The 24326-nt window shown below is 37.2% G+C and carries 24 protein-coding genes and 1 other RNA gene; 4 read left to right on the top strand and 21 right to left on the bottom strand.

Annotated features, from left to right (window positions below; translation table 11 throughout):
- Positions 1–2: 2 nt before the first annotated feature.
- The 6 genes from CIL03_RS03130 to CIL03_RS03105 all read right to left on the bottom strand — a co-directional run bounded on the left by CIL03_RS03130 (position 3) and on the right by CIL03_RS03105 (position 3469).
- On the bottom strand, positions 3–1139 hold the full coding sequence (locus tag CIL03_RS03130; protein WP_094883746.1) for a THUMP domain-containing class I SAM-dependent RNA methyltransferase: 1137 nt from the start codon (positions 1137–1139) through the stop codon (positions 3–5).
- Positions 1140–1418: 279 nt separating this feature from the next.
- Positions 1419–1797, bottom strand: an RNA gene (gene rnpB / locus CIL03_RS03125) — RNase P RNA component class B.
- Between the two features lie 98 nt (positions 1798–1895).
- Complete coding sequence (gene gpsB / locus CIL03_RS03120) at positions 1896–2198, bottom strand: cell division regulator GpsB (protein WP_094883745.1); 303 nt, start codon at positions 2196–2198, stop codon at positions 1896–1898.
- 177 nt (positions 2199–2375) lie between these two features.
- Complete coding sequence (locus tag CIL03_RS03115; protein ID WP_094883744.1) at positions 2376–2777, bottom strand: cytidine deaminase; 402 nt, start codon at positions 2775–2777, stop codon at positions 2376–2378.
- A gap of 70 nt (positions 2778–2847) precedes the next feature.
- Positions 2848–3195 carry a DUF1798 family protein gene (locus tag CIL03_RS03110; RefSeq protein ID WP_094883743.1) on the bottom strand — a complete coding sequence of 116 codons (348 nt, stop codon included), beginning with the start codon at positions 3193–3195 and terminating at the stop codon, positions 2848–2850.
- 43 nt (positions 3196–3238) lie between these two features.
- Positions 3239–3469: a hypothetical protein gene (locus tag CIL03_RS03105; RefSeq protein ID WP_094883742.1), complete on the bottom strand. Its 231-nt coding sequence runs from the start codon at positions 3467–3469 to the stop codon at positions 3239–3241.
- A gap of 158 nt (positions 3470–3627) precedes the next feature.
- On the opposite strand from CIL03_RS03105, the gene CIL03_RS03100 reads away from it, so the two are divergent.
- The 3 genes from CIL03_RS03100 (at position 3628) to CIL03_RS03090 (ending at position 7642) form a co-directional block, all read left to right on the top strand.
- Entirely contained in the window at positions 3628–3732 is a 105-nt protein-coding gene (locus CIL03_RS03100; RefSeq protein ID WP_094883741.1) for a spore protein, read from the top strand.
- Positions 3733–4205: 473 nt separating this feature from the next.
- Positions 4206–4802, top strand: a complete 597-nt coding sequence (gene recU / locus CIL03_RS03095; RefSeq protein WP_094883740.1) for a Holliday junction resolvase RecU — start codon at positions 4206–4208, stop codon at positions 4800–4802.
- 107 nt (positions 4803–4909) lie between these two features.
- Positions 4910–7642, top strand: coding sequence for a penicillin-binding protein 1A (locus CIL03_RS03090; RefSeq protein ID WP_094883739.1), 2733 nt, complete (start codon positions 4910–4912; stop codon positions 7640–7642).
- Between the two features lie 57 nt (positions 7643–7699).
- Here the strand turns inward: CIL03_RS03090 and nth are convergent, their stop codons facing one another.
- From nth to CIL03_RS03020, 14 genes are all read right to left on the bottom strand, one after another.
- Positions 7700–8374 (bottom strand): endonuclease III, encoded by a 675-nt coding sequence (nth, locus tag CIL03_RS03085; RefSeq protein WP_094883738.1) that lies wholly within the window; start codon positions 8372–8374, stop codon positions 7700–7702.
- 3 nt (positions 8375–8377) lie between these two features.
- The gene (locus CIL03_RS03080; protein WP_094883737.1) at positions 8378–9055 is read right to left on the bottom strand and encodes a DnaD domain-containing protein; all 678 of its coding nucleotides are present in this window, start codon (positions 9053–9055) and stop codon (positions 8378–8380) included.
- Between the two features lie 358 nt (positions 9056–9413).
- Positions 9414–10706 (bottom strand): asparagine--tRNA ligase, encoded by a 1293-nt coding sequence (gene asnS, locus CIL03_RS03075; protein WP_094883736.1) that lies wholly within the window; start codon positions 10704–10706, stop codon positions 9414–9416.
- A 19-nt stretch (positions 10707–10725) separates the two neighbouring features.
- Positions 10726–11910, bottom strand: coding sequence for a pyridoxal phosphate-dependent aminotransferase (locus CIL03_RS03070; protein ID WP_094883735.1), 1185 nt, complete (start codon positions 11908–11910; stop codon positions 10726–10728).
- Positions 11911–11925: 15 nt separating this feature from the next.
- The gene (locus CIL03_RS03065) at positions 11926–12456 is read right to left on the bottom strand and encodes a cell wall elongation regulator TseB-like domain-containing protein (RefSeq protein WP_094883734.1); all 531 of its coding nucleotides are present in this window, start codon (positions 12454–12456) and stop codon (positions 11926–11928) included.
- A gap of 387 nt (positions 12457–12843) precedes the next feature.
- Positions 12844–15645, bottom strand: a complete 2802-nt coding sequence (gene dinG, locus CIL03_RS03060) for an ATP-dependent DNA helicase DinG (protein ID WP_094883733.1) — start codon at positions 15643–15645, stop codon at positions 12844–12846.
- A gap of 139 nt (positions 15646–15784) precedes the next feature.
- A complete protein-coding gene (panD, locus tag CIL03_RS03055) occupies positions 15785–16174 on the bottom strand; it encodes an aspartate 1-decarboxylase (RefSeq protein ID WP_094883732.1) in 390 nt (129 codons plus the stop codon).
- Between the two features lie 19 nt (positions 16175–16193).
- Positions 16194–17057 (bottom strand): pantoate--beta-alanine ligase, encoded by an 864-nt coding sequence (gene panC, locus CIL03_RS03050; protein ID WP_094883731.1) that lies wholly within the window; start codon positions 17055–17057, stop codon positions 16194–16196.
- 11 nt (positions 17058–17068) lie between these two features.
- On the bottom strand, positions 17069–17890 hold the full coding sequence (gene panB, locus CIL03_RS03045) for a 3-methyl-2-oxobutanoate hydroxymethyltransferase (protein ID WP_094883730.1): 822 nt from the start codon (positions 17888–17890) through the stop codon (positions 17069–17071).
- Between the two features lie 3 nt (positions 17891–17893).
- Positions 17894–18883: a biotin--[acetyl-CoA-carboxylase] ligase gene (locus CIL03_RS03040; protein WP_094883729.1), complete on the bottom strand. Its 990-nt coding sequence runs from the start codon at positions 18881–18883 to the stop codon at positions 17894–17896.
- Positions 18859–20061 carry a CCA tRNA nucleotidyltransferase gene (locus CIL03_RS03035; protein WP_094883728.1) on the bottom strand — a complete coding sequence of 401 codons (1203 nt, stop codon included), beginning with the start codon at positions 20059–20061 and terminating at the stop codon, positions 18859–18861. The genes CIL03_RS03040 and CIL03_RS03035 overlap by 25 nt, the downstream gene beginning before the upstream one ends.
- 5 nt (positions 20062–20066) lie before the next feature.
- On the bottom strand, positions 20067–21203 hold the full coding sequence (gene bshA / locus CIL03_RS03030; protein WP_094883727.1) for an N-acetyl-alpha-D-glucosaminyl L-malate synthase BshA: 1137 nt from the start codon (positions 21201–21203) through the stop codon (positions 20067–20069).
- On the bottom strand, positions 21200–22033 hold the full coding sequence (dapB, locus tag CIL03_RS03025; protein WP_094883726.1) for a 4-hydroxy-tetrahydrodipicolinate reductase: 834 nt from the start codon (positions 22031–22033) through the stop codon (positions 21200–21202). Before dapB ends, bshA begins: the two co-directional genes overlap by 4 nt.
- A gap of 35 nt (positions 22034–22068) precedes the next feature.
- Positions 22069–22371 (bottom strand): nucleotide pyrophosphohydrolase, encoded by a 303-nt coding sequence (locus CIL03_RS03020; RefSeq protein WP_094883725.1) that lies wholly within the window; start codon positions 22369–22371, stop codon positions 22069–22071.
- Between the two features lie 213 nt (positions 22372–22584).
- Between CIL03_RS03020 and CIL03_RS03015 the strand changes: the two genes are divergently transcribed.
- The gene (locus CIL03_RS03015; RefSeq protein ID WP_206207661.1) at positions 22585–23454 is read left to right on the top strand and encodes a YitT family protein; all 870 of its coding nucleotides are present in this window, start codon (positions 22585–22587) and stop codon (positions 23452–23454) included.
- A 116-nt stretch (positions 23455–23570) separates the two neighbouring features.
- Here CIL03_RS03015 and CIL03_RS03010 read toward each other — a convergent pair whose 3' ends face one another.
- Positions 23571–24275 carry a zinc metallopeptidase gene (locus CIL03_RS03010; protein ID WP_094883724.1) on the bottom strand — a complete coding sequence of 235 codons (705 nt, stop codon included), beginning with the start codon at positions 24273–24275 and terminating at the stop codon, positions 23571–23573.
- Between the last annotated feature and the right edge of the window lie 51 nt (positions 24276–24326).

Here is a 24326-nt window from a genome sequence, read left to right as displayed (position 1 = left end):
GTCTACTCCCCTTTTATACGCTTGCCAAAGTATTGATAATAGTTAGTTTGAATAAAACCGTTGAATAATTTTCTTTTTTTTGTCGCTTTTTCTCCATATTCTTTTTCGAAATTATCAAATGCGGTCAAAATATACACACTCCAAGAAGGATGGTCTTTCATAATGTTACCAAAATCATTATATATTTCAGCAACGGCTTTTTTATCACTTAATCTCTCCCCGTATGGCGGGTTGCCGATTATATAACCATTATCTTTCCGTATGAATAGGTCACGAACCTGCATCTGCTTCCAACTGACAAGATCACCAAGTCCTGCTTCCGTTGCATTGTCACTTGCAATTTTTATGAGCTTGTGATCAATATCAGACCCTGTAATGTCCAGCTTCTGATCATAATTTGCTTTATCTTCAACCTCTTCGAAGGCGTTTTCCCAATATTTATTTCTAATAATTGGCCAGTTTTCTGAATCAAATTCCCTGTTAAAACCGGGTGCTATATTTTGACCGATTAAAGCAGCCTCAATTGCAATTGTTCCTGACCCACAAAAAGGATCAATCAATTGGTATTCAGGTTTCCAGTTTGTCAGCATCACCAATGCCGCTGCCATCGTTTCTTTCAAAGGCGCATCCCCTTGACCCACACGGTACCCCCTTTTATGCAAGCCGACCCCAGAGGTGTCGATTAGAAGTGTGGCAGTATCTTTTAAAAGAGCTACTTCCACCTTATATGCTGCACCTGTTTCTGGCATCTTTGACGCTAAACCATATTTAAGCTTCAATCGTTCAGTAATTGCCTTTTTAACAATTGCCTGACAATCGGGAACACTGAATAGCTTGGAATTCACTGATTTTCCACTTACCGGAAACAATCCTTCCTCTGCAATAAATTCCTCCCATGGCAATCCCTTAGTTGACTCAAAAAGTTCATCAAAGGATGTTGCTTTAAATTTTCCCACCTGTAATTTCACGCGATCTGCTGTACGCAGCCATAGATTACATCGGGGAATTGCTGACATAGGAGCTTCAAAAATAACTTTCCCATTTTCTACTGTTACATCATAGCCTAGTTGTTTTACCTCTGTTGCTACTACCGATTCAAGTCCCATAGCTGCTGTAGCAATAAGTGTTACAGTTTTCATATTATTACCTCACATTTTTAACATAATTAAATTAGTTTTAGTTTATCATATCCAGTTCCTAAAAATGAAAACATATCCACTAACAAATCTGGTTGATGAAAGTGGCGGCTCCCCTTTGAGACTGCTCAGTGACCGTCGCGTCCCACCGGAAAACATCTGTACGCTTGTTTCCGTCAAATATACTCAGCTATAGACTCTATATTATCAAAGCAACAAAAAAGCCTTATCAGGCCATTTCCCGATAAGGTTTGTAATTCTTAGTATATAGACCGTTAAATACTCGATAAGCCATGTTCTGTTCCATCGTACTTCAAACGGTGGTCAGCCTCGTACACCGGATGTAATCATCTATCTACAGGCAAATGCCTGTCCCTCGTTTGGTTGAATTCCCTACTAAAGGATGCCCCTACCATTATTTGGGTTGCTCACTCGCGGGGTTTACCTCGTTCCACCTGAAGTGTTTCCACTCCAGCTCCGTCACTGTGGCACTTTCAAGGATCGTGTTCCATATCAGAATTGACTTAGGAATTTCCCCTGCCGTTAGCACTAAATGCTACCTTGACTTATGATTTCGTCAAGCACGAACACTACAAACATCTCAGTTTGTGTGAGCATGGACTTTCCTCTGCATTATTACATGCAGCGATTACCTGAGTATTTAACATATTGAATTTGCTCTTTCTATCATATCACGTATATATGAAACCATCAATATAATGAAAAAATTACCTTGCCTGTAAAAAATTACAAGGAATGTCAGCTTTCAGAATCAGCAAACTTTTTTCCGAAAACTGCTTTTTCAAGATTCGATAAACGTTTCAGCACATCATAATTAACCTGAGGATTCGGTTGTGCAGACCTTGTTCTTGTTTGTTCAGCTGACGTTTTCCTTAGTCGCTCGTTTTCCTGCTGCAGTCTTTCTACTTCCTGATTTAATGCATCATAGTCCTGGATAATTGTATCCAGAAACTCATCCACTTCTTCTTGGTTATACCCCCGCATTGCAGTTTTAAAATCTTTTTCAAGAATATCCTTGCCGCTTAGTTGAACTCGACTCATTTAATCACCTCGTCATGATCACATATCTGATTTTAATTGTTAAACCAATCTCAAATTTAAATATATTGTTTTTTGCTCCAATTAATACATGTATTCCCATTTATTATACCATTAAAAAAGGAAACTGAAAAATCAGCCTCCTAAGCTTTCTTTATATTTGATTATAAATAAAAATAATTATTTTTCAAGCATATCTTCCTGCTGAAAAGAGAAGGGCAATAATTCTTCCATCGTAATGGTTTTTACATCTCTTTTTAAATTTGTGAGATGAATCTTCAGATCACCTTTAAAAAACTCGCTCATAACCTGACGACAGGATCCACAAGGTGGAACAGGTCTATTTGTATCTGCTGCGACAGCCATCCCAACAAACTCTTTTTCCCCATCTGCAACTGCCTTGAAAATGGCAACCCTTTCTGCACAGCATGTTACCGGATATGCTGCATTTTCAATATTACAGCCGGTATATAATTTTCCTGACTTTGTTAAAAGAGCAGCACCTACAGGAAAATCTGAATATGGTACATATGCTTTATCTCTTATTTTTATTGCTTCTTCAATTAAATTATCGATTTTCATAATAATACTCCCCTTCAAGTTCGTGGAAAGATATTATAGGACAATGTTATTTGCTTGTAAAGCGTTTGCACTATAATCCCCGGAGCAGCTGATCTAAAATGTAGTGTATGGAATTATTCAATTCCATATACCGTTTCCTTCTTACATCAATATAATAGCTGTGCATAAGCAGCAGTTCCATATTCTCCCTTGTTGATGTAACCTGGTGTGGATGAACATTTACTTTTCTTTCTTTTACCACTTTTAATGTATTAGTCTCCCATTGTTCCAGTAATTCATAAACTGGCAAGGTCTCTTCTTTCACCATTTGAAAAAACTGTTTATCCTTTCTGTCTTTTGGAGGCTCGTTCCGTTCATATATTTCTTTCAAATAATTCAGGTGCTGTTTAAGCTTTTCTGTCTGATTTTTTAATTCCATGTTCTATTACCGCCTTTTATAACGTAAAAAATATAGTTTCAACTTATATTTTATCATTTTTAGTTATAATAGGCATATTTTTGATCATTAGTTTGGTATACATGATCTCTTGCTGGTGGTTATTAAAGCTTTGCCATACTTCATTATCGACCTTAACTGTTAAGCTTTGATCTATCAGGCGTATTTGGTCGGATATCCGCTGAAGCGCTGCCTCTAAATCATTCTTATCCATACCTTGATCGAAAACCTCTAACTTTTTTGCTGCAACTGCCATTATCCTCACCCTCATTCTTTTTGATTTATTAAGCATATTCGATAGGAATCGGAACTATCCTTCCTGTTCGACAAAACTAGAAGTAAAGATACAAAACAAGTGCAATTCCTCATCTTTTTAATGAAATTAGACACACTAATGAAAAAGGAGGTATCTGAATGAAGCAAAGAAAAGATAACAAGAAGAAAAAAGAAACAATCAAATCAAAATCATTGGAAACCGGTGATAAAAAATTAAATGGGCCAAATCGGCCATCAACATAATCAAAACCTTAAGAAAGGCTGTTCCAAAACCACGAAATCTGGTTTTGGGACAGCCTGATTTTGTATAACCCCCCCAATAGTTTTACACATAACGAATCTTATCCTGAAGAAAGAATTATACCTATGTGTTTTTTGAATGAAAAAAGGGTATAAATGATAGCAGCATTGTCTTTCTGAAAGCTCTTTGTCCGGTTAGTATGTGAATCTTTATACAAGATTGGGGTATTCTCTGGTGGCATAAGCAGCTTTGGGCCCTTCTATCTATTCTACTATCAATATTATGTGTTAGGTTGCTTTTTATAATATAATTAGAAAAGCGGGCAGACCGAAAATCATAATTTGGAAAGTCTCTTCTTTCATGTCTTTTTATGATACACGCTGACTATCCGTGGCAGTCTGGTAAATTATACTATTTTAGTTACCATTTCAGCATTTTTCTGATATGATACTGTAGTATGTTAGGAGGTAAGCTCATGAATTACCCCAATGGTCAAAAAAAGCAAATTAACCAACAGAATAAGTCAGTCAAAACAAATAATAATATATTCAGCAATCGGGGAATGTCACTGGAAGAAGATATAAATACAACAAACACGTACTACCTGGAAACTGATATAGCAATTATTCATAAAAAGCCGACACCCGTTCAAATAGTGAAAGTAAATTATCCGAGAAGAAGTGCTGCGATGATCACGGAAGGATATTTCAAGCAGGCTTCAACAACTGATTATAATGGGCTGTATCGTCATCGATATATCGATTTTGAGGCAAAGGAAACAAAGAATAAAACTCTTTTTCCATTAGCAAATATACATGATCATCAAATCAGGCATATGGAGAAAATCGTAAAGCACGGTGGAATAAGTTTTATCATTATTCGTTTTGCTGCATATGATGAAACTTATTTTATACCTGCGGAGAAACTTTTTCCGCATTGGCACGACAAATTAAATGGTGGAAGAAAATCTATTTCCTATGAGAAAATTAAAGAAGAAGGACATATCATTCCCTTTCACTATCAGGCAAGGGTCAATTATATTAAAATTATAGACAGGCTTTATTTTCACTGATAAAAAGTATAACTTTTTAATGAAATCAGTATAAGTTCAACTAAGGCTTTCGCCATTAAAGCTTGGCGATAAGCCAAGTTTTCTAATAGAGATGGAGGTAAGGAGTTATGGCAGATAACAGCCAATCTCGTTCAGCAAGAAGAAAACAAAAAAAATCAAAGAAAAAACCGATATGGAAGAAAGTTATCCTAACATTATTAATTATATTTGCCGTAACGGCAATCGGTGCGGGAGCTGTAGGAACTTATTGGATTGTAACAGCACCTGATATAGAGGCTTCAAAGCTATCAGATCCCTTCTCTTCTATACTATATGATCAAAATAAGGAAGAATTTGCTGTTTTAGGTTCTGAAAAGCGAAAAAAAGTAGAATTTGATGATTTGCCGCAAGTATTAGTTGATGCAGTTACAGCAACAGAGGATGCCCGATTTTTTGAGCATTCGGGAATTGATATACGAAGAATCGGTGGAGCAATTATAGCCAATATTAAAAATGGGTTCGGCTCTGAAGGTGCAAGTACAATTACCCAGCAGGTTGTTGAGAAAGCATTTTTATCACATGAAAAAGAACTTAAAATTAAAGTTCAAGAGCAATGGCTTGCTTTAAAACTGGAACAGGACTACTCAAAGGAACAAATATTGGAAATGTATTTAAATAAAATATTTTATGGTAATAATGCTTACGGGGTGGCACAAGCCGCAGAAAATTATTTTGGGAAATCGGATTTGGACGATTTAACTTTGCCGGAAGCAGCTATTTTAGCAGGATTGCCTCAACGTCCAACAGCTTATAATCCATTTGAAAATCCTGATTTGACAAAGCAGCGAATGAACACTGTTCTGTCACTAATGGTCAGACATGATAAAATTACCGAAGAGCAGGCGGAAGAAGCAAGAGCAGTTGAAGTCACAAGCCTGCTGACAGAAACTAAGAAGGATTCAACACCATATGAAGGGTTCATTCAGCAAGTTCAAAAAGAAGTCAAAAAGAAAGTTGATGGAGCGGATATTTTCACGGATGGACTGAAAATCTATACAACACTTGATACAAACGTTCAGGAACGGGTAGAATTTCTGCTGACTGACAGTGAAGAAAATCCTATCCCCTACCCTGATGATGAAATGCAGGCAGCAATGAGCGTGATTGATACAAAAACTGGTGCAATTAAAGGGATTGGCGGAAGAAGAAACAGTAAAGGTAATGATGAATTTAATTATGCGATAAATGGCAGCACCCAGGCTGGTTCTACTGCTAAACCGATTGTTGCTTATGGACCAGCGATAGAATATGACAAAATGTCAACCTATCACCAGATAAATGATGATAAACCATACGAAATTAACGGTAATCCGATCAGAAACTGGAATCGTAAATATAGTGGGTGGATAACTGCAAGGCAAGCATTGGTTCAATCATTGAATGTCCCTACAATTAAAGTACTGGAGGAAACAGGTACTGAAAAGGCAAAAGAATTTGCCAATGGATTAGGCTATGAATTTGCAGACGATACTGTAACTCTTGGTGATGCAATCGGCGGAACAGGTACAGAAGTAACACCATTGCAGCTGGCTGGTTCCTATAGCGCCTTTGGTAATGAAGGCATTTATAATGAACCATATTCTGTAACAAAAGTGGAGTTCCCTGATGGCAGAACAGTTGAATTAAAGCCTGAGCCAGAAGCTGCAATGTCGGACTATACGGCATATATGATTACAGATATGCTAAAAGATGTAGTGACAGAAGGTTCTGCTTCAGCAGCAAATGTACCGGGATTGCCAATTGCCGGGAAAACTGGTACAACAAATCTGGACGATGGTGGTGTCCCTGATTACTGGTTTGTAGGATATACCACTAATTACACCATTTCCTCTTGGGTAGGCGGCTATCAAAATGAGGATGGCGGCAGAGGCTCCATACCAGAGTCTGGAAGAACAGTGCCTCAGGAGTTATTCAGTAATACATTGTCTGAAATATCCAAGGATAAGGAAACTGCTGACTTTAATAAACCAGATTCAGTAGTTGAGGCTAAAGTGGAAAAAGGATCAAATCCTGCTGCAAAACCGAGTGAACATACACCATCATCCCAGATTGTAACGGAATTATTTGTAAAAGGAACGGAGCCAACCAGCACATCGGAAAAATACGATGAACTGGATCCTGTTACTGATTTAAGTGCGGAATATAATGAAGACTCCAATTCAATCGAGGCAACATGGAATTATGACTCAGATGAGGATATAACATTTGATGTCAGCATGAGTGTTGACGGAGGTTCAATGGAGGAACTTTCATCAACGGATGAATTATCAATTGAGGTTTCCGAAGTAGAGCCTGGTGGAGAATATGAAATACAAGTTGTTGCAAATAATGGCTCAATGACAAGTGAACCAAAAACTGCAACGGTTACCGTTCCTGATAGTGATAATGAGGATGAAGAAGAAAATAATGAGGAAAATGAGGATGAGGCTGAAGGAAACATCCCGCCTGTCAATGGACTAAGTGCACAGTATGATGGGGCAAGATCCATTATTGATGTTTCATGGAATTACAATGGCCCTCCTGCAGCATTTGAAGTTACTGTAAACGGAGAGCAAACACAAACAGTTCAGTCCAATGGTATAGAGATTAGTAATACAGCTCCTGGGCAGTCCTATACCATAAGCGTAACACCAATAGGTCAAAATGGAAATAATCAAGGTGTCCGAGGAGAAGCACAAAGTACTGAAGTCACAGTACCTGAAGAGGAAAATAATGAATCTGAAAACGAAGGACAGGGAGATGGCGATCAAGGAAGCGAAAGCACTGGTGATAATGAAAATGAAGATGGTCAAAATGAATAAATAAAAAAGAGGGAAGCATCTCAAATGAGCGGCTTCCCTCTTTTTTATTACCTTATTCTAAATTTCGGTTTTGCTGAAAGCGGATGGATTCTTCTTCAATCGCTTCTTCCCTTCCCTGCAAATATCCAGCAATGGACATTCCGGGCAATTCGGATTCCTGGCTTTGCAATGATACCTGCCAAAGAAAATCATAAGATGGTGGGTATCACTCCATTCCTCCATCGGAACTTTTCTCATTAATGTCTCTTCAACCTCAGTAACAGAATCCTTCCATCGGCATATAGCCAAACGTTTCGACACACGTTCCACATGAGTATCTACGGCAATTGCAGGTTCTTTAAAAGCAACGGATGCTACAACATTGGCTGTCTTTCTCCCTACACCAGCCAGCTTAATTAATTCAGATTTTGTGCGTGGAACTTCCCCATTATAATCATCGAGCAGTGACTGACAAAGCTTGCGGATATGCTTTGCTTTGTTTCGATAAAGACCAATTGACTTAATGTCATACTGAAGCTCTTCTAAACTTACTGCTAAATAATCAGAAGGTGTTTTATATTTTTCAAACAAATCCTTGGTGACTTTATTAACAAGGTTATCTGTACATTGTGCTGATAATAATACAGCGATTACTAATTCAAATGGGTTATTATGAGTCAACTCACATTGGGCATGTGGAAACATTCTTTTCATTTCATCTAAACAATACCTTATTTGAGCAATGGTGAGCATATCCTAGTCTTCCCCTTCTAACCAATTATAATAAAATGAAGTATCTCTTTTTTGAGGATTTTCTTTTTTAAGTACCTGATTATTATGGAAATTCCTGCTTGAGTTCCGAGCCTGTTCCACAGAATGAATTCCTTTTTTCCTCCAGTCACGGAGGATTCGGTCAATGTATTTAAAATTTAATTTTCCCATTAAAACGGATTCTCTAAGCCCTGCTTTGATCAGCTCTGGAGCAATTTTATCTTCATCCAGCCAGGCATTAATTGTCTCGATTTCAAATGGAGACAATGGTCGTCCAAATTCCTGTTCAAATAAAATAAAGATTGTTCCATCCGATTGTTCCTCTTCATGATTTTCCTTGGTAAAAAGCTTTTCCCATAACGGATTTAAACAATATGCTTCACTTCTTCGCTGCTGATCATTTTCGTTTTGTTCAATTTCCAATACATTCTTCTGAATGAGACTGCGCAAAATATTTGCACATTCTTTCTCATCAATAGTTAAATGCCCTGCTATTTCACTTGGTGTTGGAAAATCATTTTTGTCATGTAGAAACCGGTGCAGCTGCAAGATAACTGCCAGTTCTATTTCATTAAGTCCCAGTGCCGTATATGAAGCAAGTAATTTGTTTGGGATTTGCACTTGATTTAATAATATTTCTTGAATTGGAAATGTATTTGTCATAGAAAAGCACCTCATTGATATTATAGCATGAAACGAATGCTGCAATAGTAAATTTAAAATCCCCTGCCGGCTAAAAAGCAAGGGATTTTAAAAAATTAACTTTTAAAGGATGTTCAAAAATTACCAAATTATAAGCGGCGAATCTCGCACGAATGCTTGCTTTTCCGTTACTCACGTATTAACTGCAAGGGATCTTCTACTAAAACCGCCAACGTCCTGGGGCTGCATTAGGTTCGCCCCACCGAAGACCATTTGTTGGCAACGTAGAAGTCACCACAACACGCGGAAGCCCGTTACTCAAAGCTTCGCCGCCTCAACCTTCTTGCTTCTAATCCGGCAACTTTTTGAACACACGCTTTTATGGATACAGACGGTTTAATAACCTTGGGAATGGAATGGTTTCCCTAACATGGTCAACACCGCTCAGCCATGCTACTGTACGTTCGAGTCCTAGACCAAAACCTGAATGTGGTACACTTCCAAACTTTCTCAGTTCTAGATACCATTTATAGGCAGGACCAGTCAGGCCATGCTGTTCATAACGTTCTTCCATAAGTTCCAGGTCATCAATCCGTTGGGATCCCCCGATTATTTCACCATAACCTTCTGGAGCAATCATGTCAGCACATAATACAACTTCCGGTCTGCCAGGAACAGGTTTCATGTAAAATGCTTTAATTTCTGCCGGATAATTTGTAATAAATACCGGTTTATCGAAGCTTTCTGCAATTGCAGTTTCGTGTGGCGCACCGAAGTCCTCCCCCCACTCGATATCATCAAATCCTTTTTCCTTCAAAAGATCTACAGCTTCATCATAAGAAATTCTTGGAAATGGAGCTTTAATTTTTTCCAGCTTAGTTGTATCCCTTTCCAGCACATCTAATTCCAATTTGCAATTATCCAGGACGGATTGCACGACAAAGCTTACATATTGTTCCTGTATTTCTAGGCTTTCTTCATGATTTACAAAAGCAATTTCCGGTTCGATCATCCAGAATTCAATAAGATGTCTGCGCGTTTTTGATTTTTCAGCACGAAATGTTGGACCGAAAGAAAATACTTTTCCAAAAGCCATTGCTGCTGCTTCCATATAAAGCTGACCGCTCTGTGACAAATATGCTTCTTCATCAAAATATTTTGTATGAAATAATTCTGTTGTTCCTTCTGCAGATGAACCAGTTAATATTGGCGGATCAATTTTTACATAGCCATTATCATTAAAGAATTGATAGGTAGAACGGATAATTTCATTGCGGATTTTCATTACCGCATGCTGCTTTTTGGAACGCAGCCATAAATGACGGTGATCCATCAAAAATTCGGTTCCATGTTCTTTTGGAGTTATCGGGTAATCAGATGCCTGATGGATCAGTTCAATATCACTGACTTGCATTTCAAAACCGAATGGAGATCTGGTATCCTCCACTATTTTCCCGGTTATATACATGGAAGATTCCTGTGTCATGTTCTTTGCAAGCTGAAATGTCTCTTCACTTACATCATTTTTTACAACAACACCTTGAATAAAGCCAGTTCCATCACGCAATTGTAAAAATGCAATTTTTCCGCTGGAGCGCTTATTCGAAAGCCATGCCCCAATTGTTACTGTTTGATCTTTATATACCGGTGTTTGTACTATTGTTGTTTTCAACGTAATTACCTCCGTAAACTTATGATTGATGGTTTAATACAAAACGTTTAATACGTTTTGCAGCTTCTTCTAAAAGATCGATTGATATAGCATAGGATAAACGTACGTTTTTCTCAGCACCAAAACCTGAACCTGGTACAAGCGCAACCTTCTCTTCTTCAAGTAATGCGGTGACCCATTCATCAACACTTGAAAAACCACCCATTTCAGCGGCCTTTGCTACATTTGGAAATAAATAAAATGCACCTTTGGGTTTAATGCAGGTTATTCCCGGAATATCATTTATTAGTCCATAAAATTTATCCAGTCTTTCTGAAAATTCACGTTTCATTCTATTGACTGTATTTTCATCTCCCTCGTATGCTGCCAGTGCGGCATACTGTGCAATTGAAGTTGGATTTGAAGTCGAATGTGAAGCAAGATTTGTCATCGCTTTAATGATTCTTTCGGGTCCTGCTGCATAGCCAATTCTCCATCCAGTCATTGAATGTGATTTGGATACACCATTTATCACCACAGTTTGTGCTTCTAATTCTTTTGATAATGAAGCGATTGAAACATGTTCATCATTTGTATAAATCAGTTTCTCATAAATTTCATCAGATACGATTAAAATATTATGCTTTAGGCAGACTTCACCAAGTTTTTCAAGCTCATCCTTCGTATACATCATCCCAGTAGGGTTACTCGGTGAATTGATGATTACCGCTTTTGTTTTACTGTTTATAGCAGCAGCCAGTTCATCAGGTGTTATCTTAAATTCATTTTTTTCCAATGATTTTACGAAAACAGGTTCACCGCCAGCCAGTTTGATCTGTTCCGGATAGCTGACCCAATATGGCGACGGAACAATAACTTCATCACCATCATTCAGCAGTACTTGAAACAATGTGTATAAAGCGTGTTTTGCGCCCGTAGTCACGATGATTTGGCTATTTGTATAGTCCAATCCATTATCTTGTTTAAACTTGTCTGCAATAGCTGATTTCAGCTCTAAAATGCCCCCGGAAGGTGTATATTTTGTCATTCCGGAACGCATCGCCTTTTCGGCTGCTTCCAATATAAATTCCGGTGTATTGAAATCAGGTTCTCCAGCACCAAGGCCAATAACGTCATGTCCCTGCTGTTTTAATTCCTTTGCCTTTGCAGTTATTGCCAATGTAGCTGACGGAGTTAATGTTTTTACCCTATTTGCTAATTTCACAGTATAATCACCCTTCTATTTAAAAGTACGGTTAAATCGATATTGTTCAAAACGTGACCCATCATAAATGGAAAAATAGTCGATAATATATTGATTTGCACTATTATGATAAGTAAGTTCCCATAAAGCTTCGTCCTCTATCAGTGCCGGTACTATTTTAACCAACTCACAATCCTGGCACTGTCCATTCCATTGTCCAAGTATTTCTTTGCTTGGGATGATTTCAGACTGATCAATGGTAGTCAGATTCTTTTCATTACCTTTTAATGGGTAGAAAATTATCTTCCTTTCACCATTTTCATTTTTTCCGAAAATAACGTGATATGCTTCAGCACCATTGAACTGTTCAATTTTTTCAATTTCTGTAATCGATGTATTATTTAAAATTTGGTTTTTTGTTTCATCATAGCCTGCAGTTTTGCTGTCTTTGAGGTCATTATACAAAATTACACCATATATACTGCAGAAAAGTATCAAAATAAAAAGTATAAGCAAACTAATCGTAAGCCATCTGGGTTCTGTAAATTGTGAAAATTGCCTGTTCATTATTATCCTCTTCCAATGTATCGACTTTTTTATATGTCTCTGATAAATATTGAAGCCGTACCGCTGATGTCATATCCATCTTTTCCCCAACGGTATAAAAGCTTCATGTATTATCAATATTTGCTAGTCATAGTATAAGTCATACTAACAAATATTAATTATAACGTTGATAGTGAATAAGATAAAGCATAGATACAGTATAACAATTATGAAAAGCAATTTGTTTTATTTTTATTTATGTCAACAAATTTTTCCAGACCCATACCAATTTGGTTGTTCTCACTTGGTCAGTCCTTGTGGAACAACCTTCTTTTTTGAAATAAAAAAGAATAAATTGAAAGCAGTTAACATAAACAGCTAAGTCCGTCTCCAGCCTAAAGAACTTTTTTAGAACCACTCTTTTGCTTTTTCCATAATATGGTGGGTGGACTCGAATGTAATCGGAACACTGGGAATAGATTCGGTAAAGTATTTTCCATAGCGGGCTTTGATAATTCGCGCATCACAAACAAAGACAATCCCGCGGTCATTGCTTGAACGGATCAGCCTTCCAAATCCTTGTTTAAAACGAATTACTGCGTTTGGCAGGGATAACTCAAAAAATGCATTTTTCCCCTCTTCTTTTAAATAATTCGATTTGGCTTCGTAAATTGGATGATCCGGTGGCTGGAACGGGAGACGTACAATCATCAGGCATGACAGATCATCTCCAGGTATGTCCACACCCTCCCAAAAAGAGCTTGTTCCAAGTAAAATTGCCTGTTCAAAGGTTTGAAAATTTTTCTTTAATCTGGTCCTGCTTCCACTGGAAATACCTTGGGCAATCAGTACATACTTTGTTGTGTCCATTGTTTCTTTAAGCAATCTGTACGATTTCCGGAGCATATCATAGGAAGTAAACAGTACCAGCATCCTGCCACTCGTAATTTCTGCCAGTGAAAGGATTGCTTCACAAGTCGCATAAATAAAATGTTCCAAATCTCCATGCTTAATATCCGGAAAATCATTCGGCACCATCAGCTGAAGCTGCTCATCATAGTAAAATGGAGAATTGATTTTCTTTGTCAGCAGCCTGTCAGCTGATAAACCGAGCCTTTTCTGAATATAAGTAAATGAATTTTTCATTGTTAACGTAGCACTTGTTAAAATTACACTTTGTTTTTTCTCAAAAAAATCGTTTGCCAGTAAATTAGAAATATCAGTTGGTTCACTATATAGATAAACCGCATTTCTAGCGCTCAATGTTTCGGCTTCAATCCATTTGATTTGATCAATTTCATTCTCTGTTAGGAATAATTGTTCCATCCGGTCAATAAATGATTGCAGGAGCTGTGTATTTAATTTAAATTCATCTTTATCAAATTTATCCAGAACTTCACTCTTTTCGAAGTACTGTTCGATTATAGCCAGAATATGAATTAAGTCACGCAGGAAAAACGTAAGCCTTGTCACCATTTCTAATAGGCTATTCCAGCTGTCAGGATCTTCTTTATCAGCTTCAAACCTGTATTGTGTTCTTCCAATATCACTCAGTGATTTATTTTTCCGTTGTCTGTTTACAACATATTGAAATAAAAAATGAAATAAGTCATCCAATTCATATTTTGTCTTCGCAAAAATATCGTCCCATTTTTCCAAAGGTAATTCTTTGCTGTCATAAGAATGTTTAGCTAAAATTCTGCCAAGAGACTTTGTTTCCTCAGCAGTTCCTATCTGATTGAGAATAAACTGCATATTAACATAATCCAGCTTTAACCCATAATGTCTTGAAGCAGTCTCTTCCAAATGATGTGCCTCATCAATAATAACCTTGTCATACGCTGGCAGAAACTGATAGTCATTAAACATATCTGTACATAATAATGCATGATTGGTTATTACAATATCGGCTTTTTGTGCTCGCCTGCGCGCTTTTTGATAATAAGAATGTGCAAACCATGGAGAATACGGATCAATATAACCTTCACTGTCTGTGGCAACCCGTTTATAAAATGGATAACCACTTGCAGGAAGGTGAATTTCATCAATATCCCCGGTTTCAGTCTCAGTCAGCCAAACGAGTATCATTGCCTTTGTCAAAGCAATGTCATAATTATCCGTCTGTTCGAAATTCAGTGTTCGCTCAAACTTTTCAAGACTGATGTAATGGCTTTTCCCTTTTAATAATGCAGCCCTGAAGGGAAAAGGTGTCAGTTTTTGGATTAAAGGTATTTCTTCATCTAAAAGCTGTGACTGTAATTGGGTTGTATGTGTACTGATAACAATTCGATGCTTCGTCTTTTTTGCATCATAAACAGCAGGCAGCAAATATGCTAGTGATTTTCCTGTACCGGTTTCAGCCTCGATTAGTGAATGTTTATGTAATTGAAATGCATCATATATCGTTTCAGACATTTCCCGCTGCCCATTTCTTTTTTCATAATTCTTCATATGCTGCTTCATTGACCCGTTTTCCTCATAAACAGCATCGAGAAAATCACCAAAGGAACGGTCGGCTTCCTCTTGGATATCTTGGGGTTCTGGAATATGTTTAAAAGCCAGTCCTCTATAAGAAGTAATATGCTCAGGTTCATTGGTGGAAAATGCCAACGCTTCATATCTCTCATTAAATAATTGATAAAGATCTGATTTGAACATCTTTTCAAGTTTCAATAAATGATCAATGGTTTCAAAAGGCATAGTTTCCAATTTCTCTTTTAGGAGTAAAAATAATTTGGCAGTGACATATGCATCTGACAATGCCCTGTGTGGGTCGTTATGACTGATTTCCAGAAATTCGGCTAATTGTCCTAATTTGAAACTGGGGGATTTAGGATAAAGTATCCGTGACAGTTCTACGGTATCAAGAACCGGATTAGATAATGGCTTAAACCCATTTTTACTCAGTTCGGTATTTAAAAAACCTAAATCGAATGGAACATTATGTGCGATTAGGTATCCATCACGGAATATATCAATTATTTCATTTGCTTTTTCCTGAAAGGTTGGTGCGCCTTTGACATCCTTATCCATAATTCCTGTTAGATTGGAAATAAATGGCGGAATTGGCTTTTCCGGGTTCAGCAAGGTGGAGAAATTATCGGTTATTGCATTCCCTTCAATGACAACGATACCGATTTCAATAATTTTATCATCTTTAACTGCGGAATGTCCTGTTGTTTCCAGATCAATGACCACAAATTTATCCATATTTCCACCTGACTTTCTTTCCTGCTACATGCTTTATTAATAAATGTTTTCAAAAAGTTTCCACTTATAATTTAGTGGCTTTTTGAACTTCCTTAATAAAAACCCTTATCCGCTATAACTGATAAGAGTTTTATATATCCTAGTTCGACATTTCAGTTAGAGGAGGTTCCTGTTCAATAAGCTGTTCAACCTTATTCTGTTCATTCATTATCGCAACCTTTGGTTTAAAATCTGAAAGTTCATCATTTGAAATAAGGGCATAAGCAACAATTATGACAGTGTCCCCTTTTTGTACTAGTCTTGCAGCAGCACCATTCAGACATATCACTCCAGAACCTCTTTCTCCAGGAATTACATATGTCTCCAGACGAGCTCCATTATTATTGTTTACTATTTGAACTTTCTCATGTGGCAGAATATCAACTTGTTCCAGAATAGACTCGTCAATTGTAACACTGCCAACATAATTTAAATTTGCTTCCGTAACGATTGCCCGATGAATTTTTGCCTTCATCATAGTGCGAAACATAAAACTTCCTCCTGAATTATTACTTATTTAGTCTGCCTTCGCTGTCAAAAATCAGATTATCAATTAACCTTGCTCGTTCAAAATAAACTGCCGCTGCCAATATTACTTGCTCATTAATTACAGAAACGGGCTGCAGCTCGGGATAGCTTAATAACTCAACGTAATCCAGCTTTGAATTCGTTTGTTGTTTCAGCGTATTAATTACCTCTTTAACAATAATATCAGGATTTTTCTCCCCGTCAACAACTAATTCCTGTCCTTTTATCAAAGCTTTTGAAAGCCAGATTGCTTCCGAACGTTCCCCGTCTTTTAGGTACACATTCCGGCTGCTTTTCGCCAGCCCATCCCCTTCTCTGACTGTTGGCAAACCAATTAATTCTATAGGGAAATTCAGATTCGTAATAAGTGCATCTACAACAGCAACCTGCTGTGCATCTTTCATGCCAAAATATACTTTGTCAGGTCTCACGATGTTAAACAATTTGGTCAGAACAGTTATAACCCCATCAAAGTGTCCCGGACGTGATCTTCCGCAAAGTACATTGACACGATTATTAATAGATATATCAATAGACATTTTTTCAGGATACATCTCAGAAACATCTGGCATGAACAAATAATCAACATCAATTTCCTCTGCAATTTTTGCATCCTTTTCTTCATTTCGCGGATACTGTTCAAAATCTTCACTTGGCCCAAACTGCAATGGATTAACAAAAATACTTGTAATTACAATATCATTATCATTTCTAGCCTGTCGCATAAGACTGATATGCCCTTCATGGAAAAAGCCCATTGTGGGTACAAAACCGATTTGTTTTCCTTGTTTTATCAGGTCTGTCATTTGCTTTTGTATCGAATTAATCGAACGAATAACTTTCATATTATCCCTCTTTAAGGTAATAAACTTTTATCTTTCATTAAAAATGATTGGGCATCTGTTGGGAAAGATCCATTTTTCACTTCTGATACATAGGATTTCACCGCTTCTTCACCGTGTTTATTAAAATCTGTATAGGGTTTAACAAATTTAGGCAATCGGTCCACACCATATTTTAATATATCGTGATATACCAATACCTGGCCATCACAATCTGCCCCGGCTCCAATCCCAATAGTCGGAATATTTACCTCTTTCGTAATGATTTCGGCAAGTTCTTTAGGAACACATTCCAAGACTATGGAAACCGCACCATGTTCAGCAACTTTTACTGAATCATCAAGCAGCTTTCTGGCAGTTTCTTTATCTTTCCCTTGCACTTTGTATCCACCCAATACATTTACCGATTGTGGAGTTAAACCAAGATGGGCCACCACGGGAATCCCAGCTTCTGTAAGCCGTTTGATTAACTCTAAAACCTCCTTAGAAGCACCTTCAACTTTTAGTGCCTGGGCTTCTGTCTTTTGAAAGATAGCGCGTGCATTAGTTAAAGACTCTTCAATGGAGATATGATAAGACATAAATGGCATATCCACAACAGTGTATGTATTTGGTGCCCCTCGCCTAACTGCCTTTGCGTGGTGGATCATGTCCTCAACTGTTACCTGAACTGTAGAGGAGTAACCAAGTACAACCATCCCTAATGAGTCTCCAACAAGTATCATATCGACACCTGATTTTTCTGCTGCTTTTGCTGAAGGGTAATCATATGCGGTTAACATGGATATTTTTTCTTTATTTTCTTTCATTTTTTGCAAATCCAGTCTGCTTAGCATAATTTAATCTCCTTTCTTGAACCACTCAATTTCTGCCGAATACAGTTTTTTTTGAGTTTTATTCTTCTCTTTTACAAGTAATGCACCATCATCCGCAATTCCTGAAAAGGTCGCTTTAAATTGTTCGCGTAATGTTTTTATGAAAATAACCTCCCCCATTTTAAATCCATAGCTTTCCCATTTTTCCTTAACCTCCGGGAAACCATTTTCTATGTAGGAATCATATGCCTTTTCAAATGTGATTAAAATCTCCTGAATGATTTCCTTAATCGGCCAGTGTTTACCAGTTTTTATTGCCAATGAAGTTGCTTTATCTTTTATATCCTCAGGAAGTTCCTTATTTTCTTGATTTACATTAATTCCCATGCCAATAACAACATATTGAATCTGATCCTGTTCCGCCTGCATTTCCGTTAATATTCCCGCAGTTTTTTTATTTTCTAATAAAATATCATTTGGCCATTTGATCAATGGTTCCGTATTTGTATAGGAGCTGAAAACATCAGCCAGTACGGTAGCTGTTAACAATGTTAGCTGTGGTGCCAGGTATGGCAGGATACTCGGTCTTAGAATAATGCTTAGCCATATTCCCTTCCCCTTTGCAGAGTGCCAGCTGCGGCTCATTCTGCCTCTTCCATTCGTCTGCTCGTCAGCTATTATAATTGTTCCATGATCTGCATTCTCTTGTGCGGCCTGATGGGCAATTATTTGTGTGGAGGGAGTTGACTGTTTATGTATGACTTTTTTTCCAAGCCATTTCGTATGTAAACCCCATTGCAGGGTATTTTCACTCAATTTATCAGGAAAGCTTATAATGCGGTATCCCTTATTTGATTTTGCTTCAATTCGATAGCCGTCCTCTTCAAGTTTTTTCATATGCTTCCAGATTGCACTTCGAGAAACACCTAATCGTTCTGATAATAATTGTCCGGATATATACTGCTCCCCATTATTCGCTAATAAGTCAATTAATTTATTTCGGGTGGATTCCATTTTATCCATTCCTTTAGATCTTTTTTTGTATTTTTAAGATTTCCCAATACAACTTCATGTTCAAGTTTACTGATGATTTCCTGAAGCCAGGGGCCCTTATTTAGATTTGGAAATAAATCAATAATGTCATTGCCGCGTACTGCTAAATCACTTTTTGCCAGAATCGGCAGCTTTTTATAAAGGTGCTCAATCCCGTCTATATGGGCGGAATTATTTGGATATAAAATTTCCGAGAGTCTGAAGAATCCATGATAATATTCAGGGTCCAATCTATACACAAGCAATGAATCAAGTCCATTGGCTGAAAAATAGCGTAATGCCTCGATTAACTGGATGGCTTCTTGTTTTGTTCTATTGGAGCATTTCCAATCCTTTACCCAAAATGCGGCATCAATCGATGGTTCAATGTGATTAAATAATGCGATTACCTCTCCAAAAGAATACAATGATTTTAAGGATTTTGGCAGATGTTCAATAATATGCTGATGATCGCGCAATACAGGAAGATGCTTGAATACTTCCGTACGTTTCAAATAAGCAATTCCAATATTAATAAAGCTGCCTTTAAATAATTTAGTAATTTCATTGGTAATTCTTTCAATGGCAAGGTTATCGATTTCCTGCTTTATCTCTTTCATTTGAACAACTGTTTCGGGATCGATTGTAAAGCCCAATTGACTCGAAAAACGCAGTGCACGAATAATCCGCAATGGATCCTCTGTAAACCTTTCAAATCCATTCCCAACAGTACGGATAACACTATGCTGTAAATCTTTCTTTCCATCGAATAAGTCAATAACAGTTCCATTCTTATCCATTGCCAATGCGTTAATGGTAAAATCTCTTCTTTCGAGATCCTTTTCTATTTTATCTATAAATTTGACAGAATCAGGGTGCCTTTTGTCCGAATAATCACCATCAATACGAAATGTTGTAACTTCATAGGACTCCTTATTATGCCGCACAATAACAGTGCCATGTTCGATGCCAACAGGGATTACTTTATCAAAGATCTGTTTGATCAGACCGGGTGTTGCAGAAGTAGCAATATCAATATCACCTATTGAACGATTAAGTAAAAAATCACGAACACTTCCACCAACGAAAAATGCCTGATGGTTGTTCTGTTCAATCTTGTCTAATATTTCTTTAGCAGCAAGAAAAGGTTCTGTCAGCATTGTTTTCACCAATTTTCATTATTACTTAATACTTTATCATATAGCTCATTATACTGGTTAACTATATTATTTGAATGAAAGTGTTTCCTGGCATGGTTATATGCATTCTCTGAGAGTTCTTTCAGTTTTTGTTCGTCGTTTAATAATTGAATGGAGTACTCTGCCGCACTGTCTAAATCGCCTAAATCAACCAGATATCCCGTTTCTCCGTGAATAATTACTTCAGGAATGCCTCCAACATTAGTTCCGATACATGGAACCTCACAGGACATAGCTTCTAATAATACTAGACCAAAACTTTCCTTTTCGGATAATAGTAATTTTAAATCGGAAATGGATAAGAGATCGCTAATATTTTTCTGTTTCCCCAAAAATAATACTTTATCATCCAAATTCAGATCAGCTACTAATTGCGTGGCAGCTGAGTATTCGGGTCCATCCCCTATCAGCAAAAGTTTACTTTTGCAGTGGCGCTGGATTTTATGAAATGTGTGAATAACATCTTGAATTCGTTTTACTTTACGAAAATTTGATATATGAATAATTACTTTTTCTTCATTTTTTATACCGTATTGTTCTTTAATTGATGGAAGTTCTTCTTTAAAATATTCTTTTTCATTTACAAAATTATAAATGACGGCAATGTCTTTATTTATCTGAAGCATCTCCAACGTTTGTTTTATCAGACTATGTGAAACTGCAGTCACTGCATCGGATTGTTCAATTCCATACTTAATCATCTTTTTAAACGTATTATCTATTCCCAGGACAGTGATATCTGTACCATGCAAGGTGGTTACTATTTTCACATCATGTTCAGCGATATCTCTAGCTAGTATTGCGCAAATTGCATGAGGAACAGCATAATGCACGTGAAGAATATCAAGCTTTTCTCTGTCAATTACCTCTGCCATTCTTGAGGCAAGAGCCAAATCATATGGTGGGTATTGAAATACAGGATAATGATTCAGTTCCACTTCATGATAATAAATTTTAGGATGAATTCTATTTAATCGAAAAGGTACACTGGAAGTAATAAAGTGAATTTCATGTCCTTGATCTGCTAAAAGCATACCAAGTTCTGTTGCGATTACACCTGAACCTCCTACAGATGGATAACAGGTTATTCCAATTTTCTTCATTTACCTAACCCTTTATCATTTTCGGGTTGGTTGATCTCCAGAATGTTTTCCAAACCATAAATAAGTTCATTTAAATTCATTACTTTTTCTATTGCTAATTTAACACCGTCCATAAAGGAATCCCGATTATAAGAATCGTGTTTAATTGTCAAGGTTTGCCCAGAGCCCCCAAAAATAACTTCTTGATGTGCCACAAGGCCGGGAAGCCGCACACTATGAATGTGCATACCATCAACTTCTGCTCCTCTTGCGCCAGGAAGCAGTTCTCTTTCGTTTGGATGTCCCTGACTTTTAGCCTCTCTTGCATCTTTTATCAGCTCAGCTGTCTTAATTGCTGAACCAGATGGTGCATCTAATTTATTATCATGGTGCTTCTCAATTATTTCGACGTCTGGTAAATAATGTGCAGCCAATTGTGCAAAATGCATCATAAGTACAGCACCAACAGCAAAGTTCGGTGCAATAATGCAGCCGATCTCTTGCCTTTTTGCAATCATTGAAAGTTCTTTTATTTGTTCCTCTGAAAACCCGGTTGTTCCGACTACCGGCCTGATATTATAGTTTAATGCGGCTTTGGTGTGCTCGAAGCCTGCTTCCGGCACGGTTAGATCAACTAGGACATCAGCATTTACCTGTTGAAAACATTCCTCAGCGTTTTCAAAAACAGGAACATCCAAGGATGACTGGGAACTTATATCTTTTAATTGTTTTCCATTGTTTTTACGGTCAAGGCATGCCACCAGATTTAAGTTTTCTTCGTTATTTACCATTTTAATTGCTGCAGACCCCATTTTACCTCTTGGTCCGGCTATAATTACGTTTATACTCATTGCTGCGGTTCCTCCCAGTGGATTAAAGTTTATATTTACTCTTTACGAGTCCAGCGATCTTTATCTCTTGTTTCTATTTTATTCATCGATAGTTGAAAGGCTTCAGATAAATCAATATCCAGTGAATTAGCAAAACAGGAAATGACGAATAATACGTCGCCCAGTTCTTCTTCAATCGTTTTTTCTTCTTCTGTTGACTTTTTTGGTTTTTCACCATGATAGTGATTCACTTCCCGGGCTAATTCCCCTGTTTCCTCTGTTAACCTTGCCATTAAACTTAATGGGGAAAAATAGCCTTCTTTAAATTGGGAAATATAATCATCGACTCGTTTCTGCATATCGGCTGTACTGTATTTTGGCGTGTTGATAAAAATCCCCCTCTAATTCACTTGTTTTCTACATTTATGTTAGCTAAAAGAAGGGATTTTGACAAATTATTTAGCCTGTTGATGCGATAATATTATAATTTGTTCTTCCACTGTAAATTGACTATAATAAAACAAGTGCTTTTACGTGTGTTTAAACTTGGCAGAAATGGAGGTTTATAATATATGATTTTTGGTCTGAAACTGAAAAATATCCTTTTTATACTAATGGGCTCAGCTATTATGTCGTTTGGTATTGTGCATTTTAATATGCAGAATAACTTGGGGGAAGGCGGATTTACCGGTATTACCCTGCTGTTCTACTTTCTTTGGGGCTGGGATCCGGCCATAAGCAATATCCTTCTTAATATACCAGTATTTTTTATTGGCTGGAAGTTTCTGGGGAGAAATACCTTTATATATACAATCATAGGAACAGTTGCTGTTTCTATATTTTTAAGTGTATTTCAGGCAAATCAGTTTCATATTTATTTACAGTCTGATATGACCTTAGCTGCATTATTTGCAGGAGTTTTTATTGGTGTTGGGCTTGGAATCATTTTTCGGTATGGGGGTACTACAGGCGGTGTGGACATCATTGCCCGTTTAGTAAATAAATATGCTGGCTGGAGCATGGGAAGGACAATGTTTCTTTTTGATTTTGTTGTAATCGCAACCTCTGTTTTCGTTATTTTAGATTTAGTCGAAGGTATGTACACGCTTGTTGCAGTTTATGTTGGTGCAAGGGTGATTGATTTCATTCAAGAAGGCGCATATTCCGCAAAAGGGGCAACAATTATTTCTAGTCACAGTGATGATATCGCAGCAAAAATTCTAAAGGATATGGACCGTGGCGTAACCGTACTTGATGGCCGGGGTAAATTTTCGGGTGAAAAACGTGATGTGCTGTATTGTGTAGTTGGCAGAAATGAAATTGTCCGATTAAAAAATATTATTAATGAAATTGATCCACATGCTTTTGTTGCTGTAAGTACGGTTCATGATGTTATAGGAGAAGGCTTCACCCTGGATGAGAATAAAAATCCAATAGAATAAGAACAAAGGCGCAGAAGCCGAACATGGCTGTTTATATCAAAGAGTTAATTGCTGCAAAATTTTATTCTGTCTTTAATAATGAAAAGAGATGACATTATTTTGTCATCCCTTTGGCTTTATTCATTAGAGCTTGCAACGTATATTAAGATAAACCTGACTAATTCCATTACAGCTACCAATGCAGCTGCTACATAAGTCATTGCTGCAGCATTTAATACTTTTTTCGTTTCACGTTCTTCATTATTTCTTATGATTCCTGAAGACACAAGCTGTCCCATTGCTCGATTGGAGGCATCAAATTCAACAGGTAATGTGACTAATTGGAATAGCACTGCGGCTGACATAAAGACGATTCCAAGTAATAACATATTTGTCATACTAAAGAAAATACCGGCTAAAATGAAGAAGAAGGAAATATTGGAACCAAAGTTTGCAATTGGCACTAATGCACTTCTGAATTTCAAAAAGGCATATTCCTGTTGATCCTGGATAGCATGTCCAACCTCGTGCGCTGAAACAGCTGAAGCTGCCATCGATTGTCCATGGAAGTTTCCAGTAGATAATCGTACTACTTTTTTTCTTGGATCATAATGGTCAGAAAGCATCCCTTTGGTTTCTTCGATCGATACGTCATATAATCCGTTATCGTCTAAAATTTTACGGGCAACCTGTGCCCCTGTCATATTTGAAGATGTTGCCTTTTTAGAATATTTTTTATATGTGCTTTTTACTTTAGATTGCGCCCATAATGGGATAATCATTAACAGCGCAATATAAATAATATATCCGCCTAATCCACCTAACAAACTGCATTCCTCCATCTATTTATTTTAATTAAGTACGAAAGTATAAAATTTGGCAGCAATAAATTC

This window comes from Virgibacillus indicus (assembly GCF_002266285.1).
GTDB classification, from domain to species: domain Bacteria; phylum Bacillota; class Bacilli; order Bacillales; family Amphibacillaceae; genus Virgibacillus_K; species Virgibacillus_K indicus.
The sequence above is the reverse complement of the archived record's forward strand: the minus strand, read 5'-3'. Positions and strand labels throughout refer to the sequence as shown.

Coding starts and splice junctions, on each gene's coding strand:
- CIL03_RS03130 (WP_094883746.1), bottom strand. CDS start 1,139: ATGAAAACTGTAACACTTATTGCTACAGCAGCTATGGGACTTGAATCG.
- gpsB (WP_094883745.1), bottom strand. CDS start 2,198: ATGAGTCGAGTTCAACTAAGCGGCAAGGATATTCTTGAAAAAGATTTT.
- CIL03_RS03115 (WP_094883744.1), bottom strand. CDS start 2,777: ATGAAAATCGATAATTTAATTGAAGAAGCAATAAAAATAAGAGATAAA.
- CIL03_RS03110 (WP_094883743.1), bottom strand. CDS start 3,195: ATGGAATTAAAAAATCAGACAGAAAAGCTTAAACAGCACCTGAATTAT.
- CIL03_RS03105 (WP_094883742.1), bottom strand. CDS start 3,469: ATGGCAGTTGCAGCAAAAAAGTTAGAGGTTTTCGATCAAGGTATGGAT.
- CIL03_RS03100 (WP_094883741.1), top strand. CDS start 3,628: ATGAAGCAAAGAAAAGATAACAAGAAGAAAAAAGAAACAATCAAATCA.
- recU (WP_094883740.1), top strand. CDS start 4,206: ATGAATTACCCCAATGGTCAAAAAAAGCAAATTAACCAACAGAATAAG.
- CIL03_RS03090 (WP_094883739.1), top strand. CDS start 4,910: ATGGCAGATAACAGCCAATCTCGTTCAGCAAGAAGAAAACAAAAAAAA.
- nth (WP_094883738.1), bottom strand. CDS start 8,374: ATGCTCACCATTGCTCAAATAAGGTATTGTTTAGATGAAATGAAAAGA.
- CIL03_RS03080 (WP_094883737.1), bottom strand. CDS start 9,055: ATGACAAATACATTTCCAATTCAAGAAATATTATTAAATCAAGTGCAA.
- CIL03_RS03065 (WP_094883734.1), bottom strand. CDS start 12,456: ATGAACAGGCAATTTTCACAATTTACAGAACCCAGATGGCTTACGATT.
- dinG (WP_094883733.1), bottom strand. CDS start 15,645: ATGGATAAATTTGTGGTCATTGATCTGGAAACAACAGGACATTCCGCA.
- panD (WP_094883732.1), bottom strand. CDS start 16,174: ATGTTTCGCACTATGATGAAGGCAAAAATTCATCGGGCAATCGTTACG.
- panC (WP_094883731.1), bottom strand. CDS start 17,057: ATGAAAGTTATTCGTTCGATTAATTCGATACAAAAGCAAATGACAGAC.
- panB (WP_094883730.1), bottom strand. CDS start 17,890: ATGCTAAGCAGACTGGATTTGCAAAAAATGAAAGAAAATAAAGAAAAA.
- CIL03_RS03040 (WP_094883729.1), bottom strand. CDS start 18,883: ATGGAATCCACCCGAAATAAATTAATTGACTTATTAGCGAATAATGGG.
- CIL03_RS03035 (WP_094883728.1), bottom strand. CDS start 20,061: ATGCTGACAGAACCTTTTCTTGCTGCTAAAGAAATATTAGACAAGATT.
- bshA (WP_094883727.1), bottom strand. CDS start 21,203: ATGAAGAAAATTGGAATAACCTGTTATCCATCTGTAGGAGGTTCAGGT.
- dapB (WP_094883726.1), bottom strand. CDS start 22,033: ATGAGTATAAACGTAATTATAGCCGGACCAAGAGGTAAAATGGGGTCT.
- CIL03_RS03020 (WP_094883725.1), bottom strand. CDS start 22,371: ATGCAGAAACGAGTCGATGATTATATTTCCCAATTTAAAGAAGGCTAT.
- CIL03_RS03015 (WP_206207661.1), top strand. CDS start 22,585: ATGATTTTTGGTCTGAAACTGAAAAATATCCTTTTTATACTAATGGGC.
- CIL03_RS03010 (WP_094883724.1), bottom strand. CDS start 24,275: ATGGAGGAATGCAGTTTGTTAGGTGGATTAGGCGGATATATTATTTAT.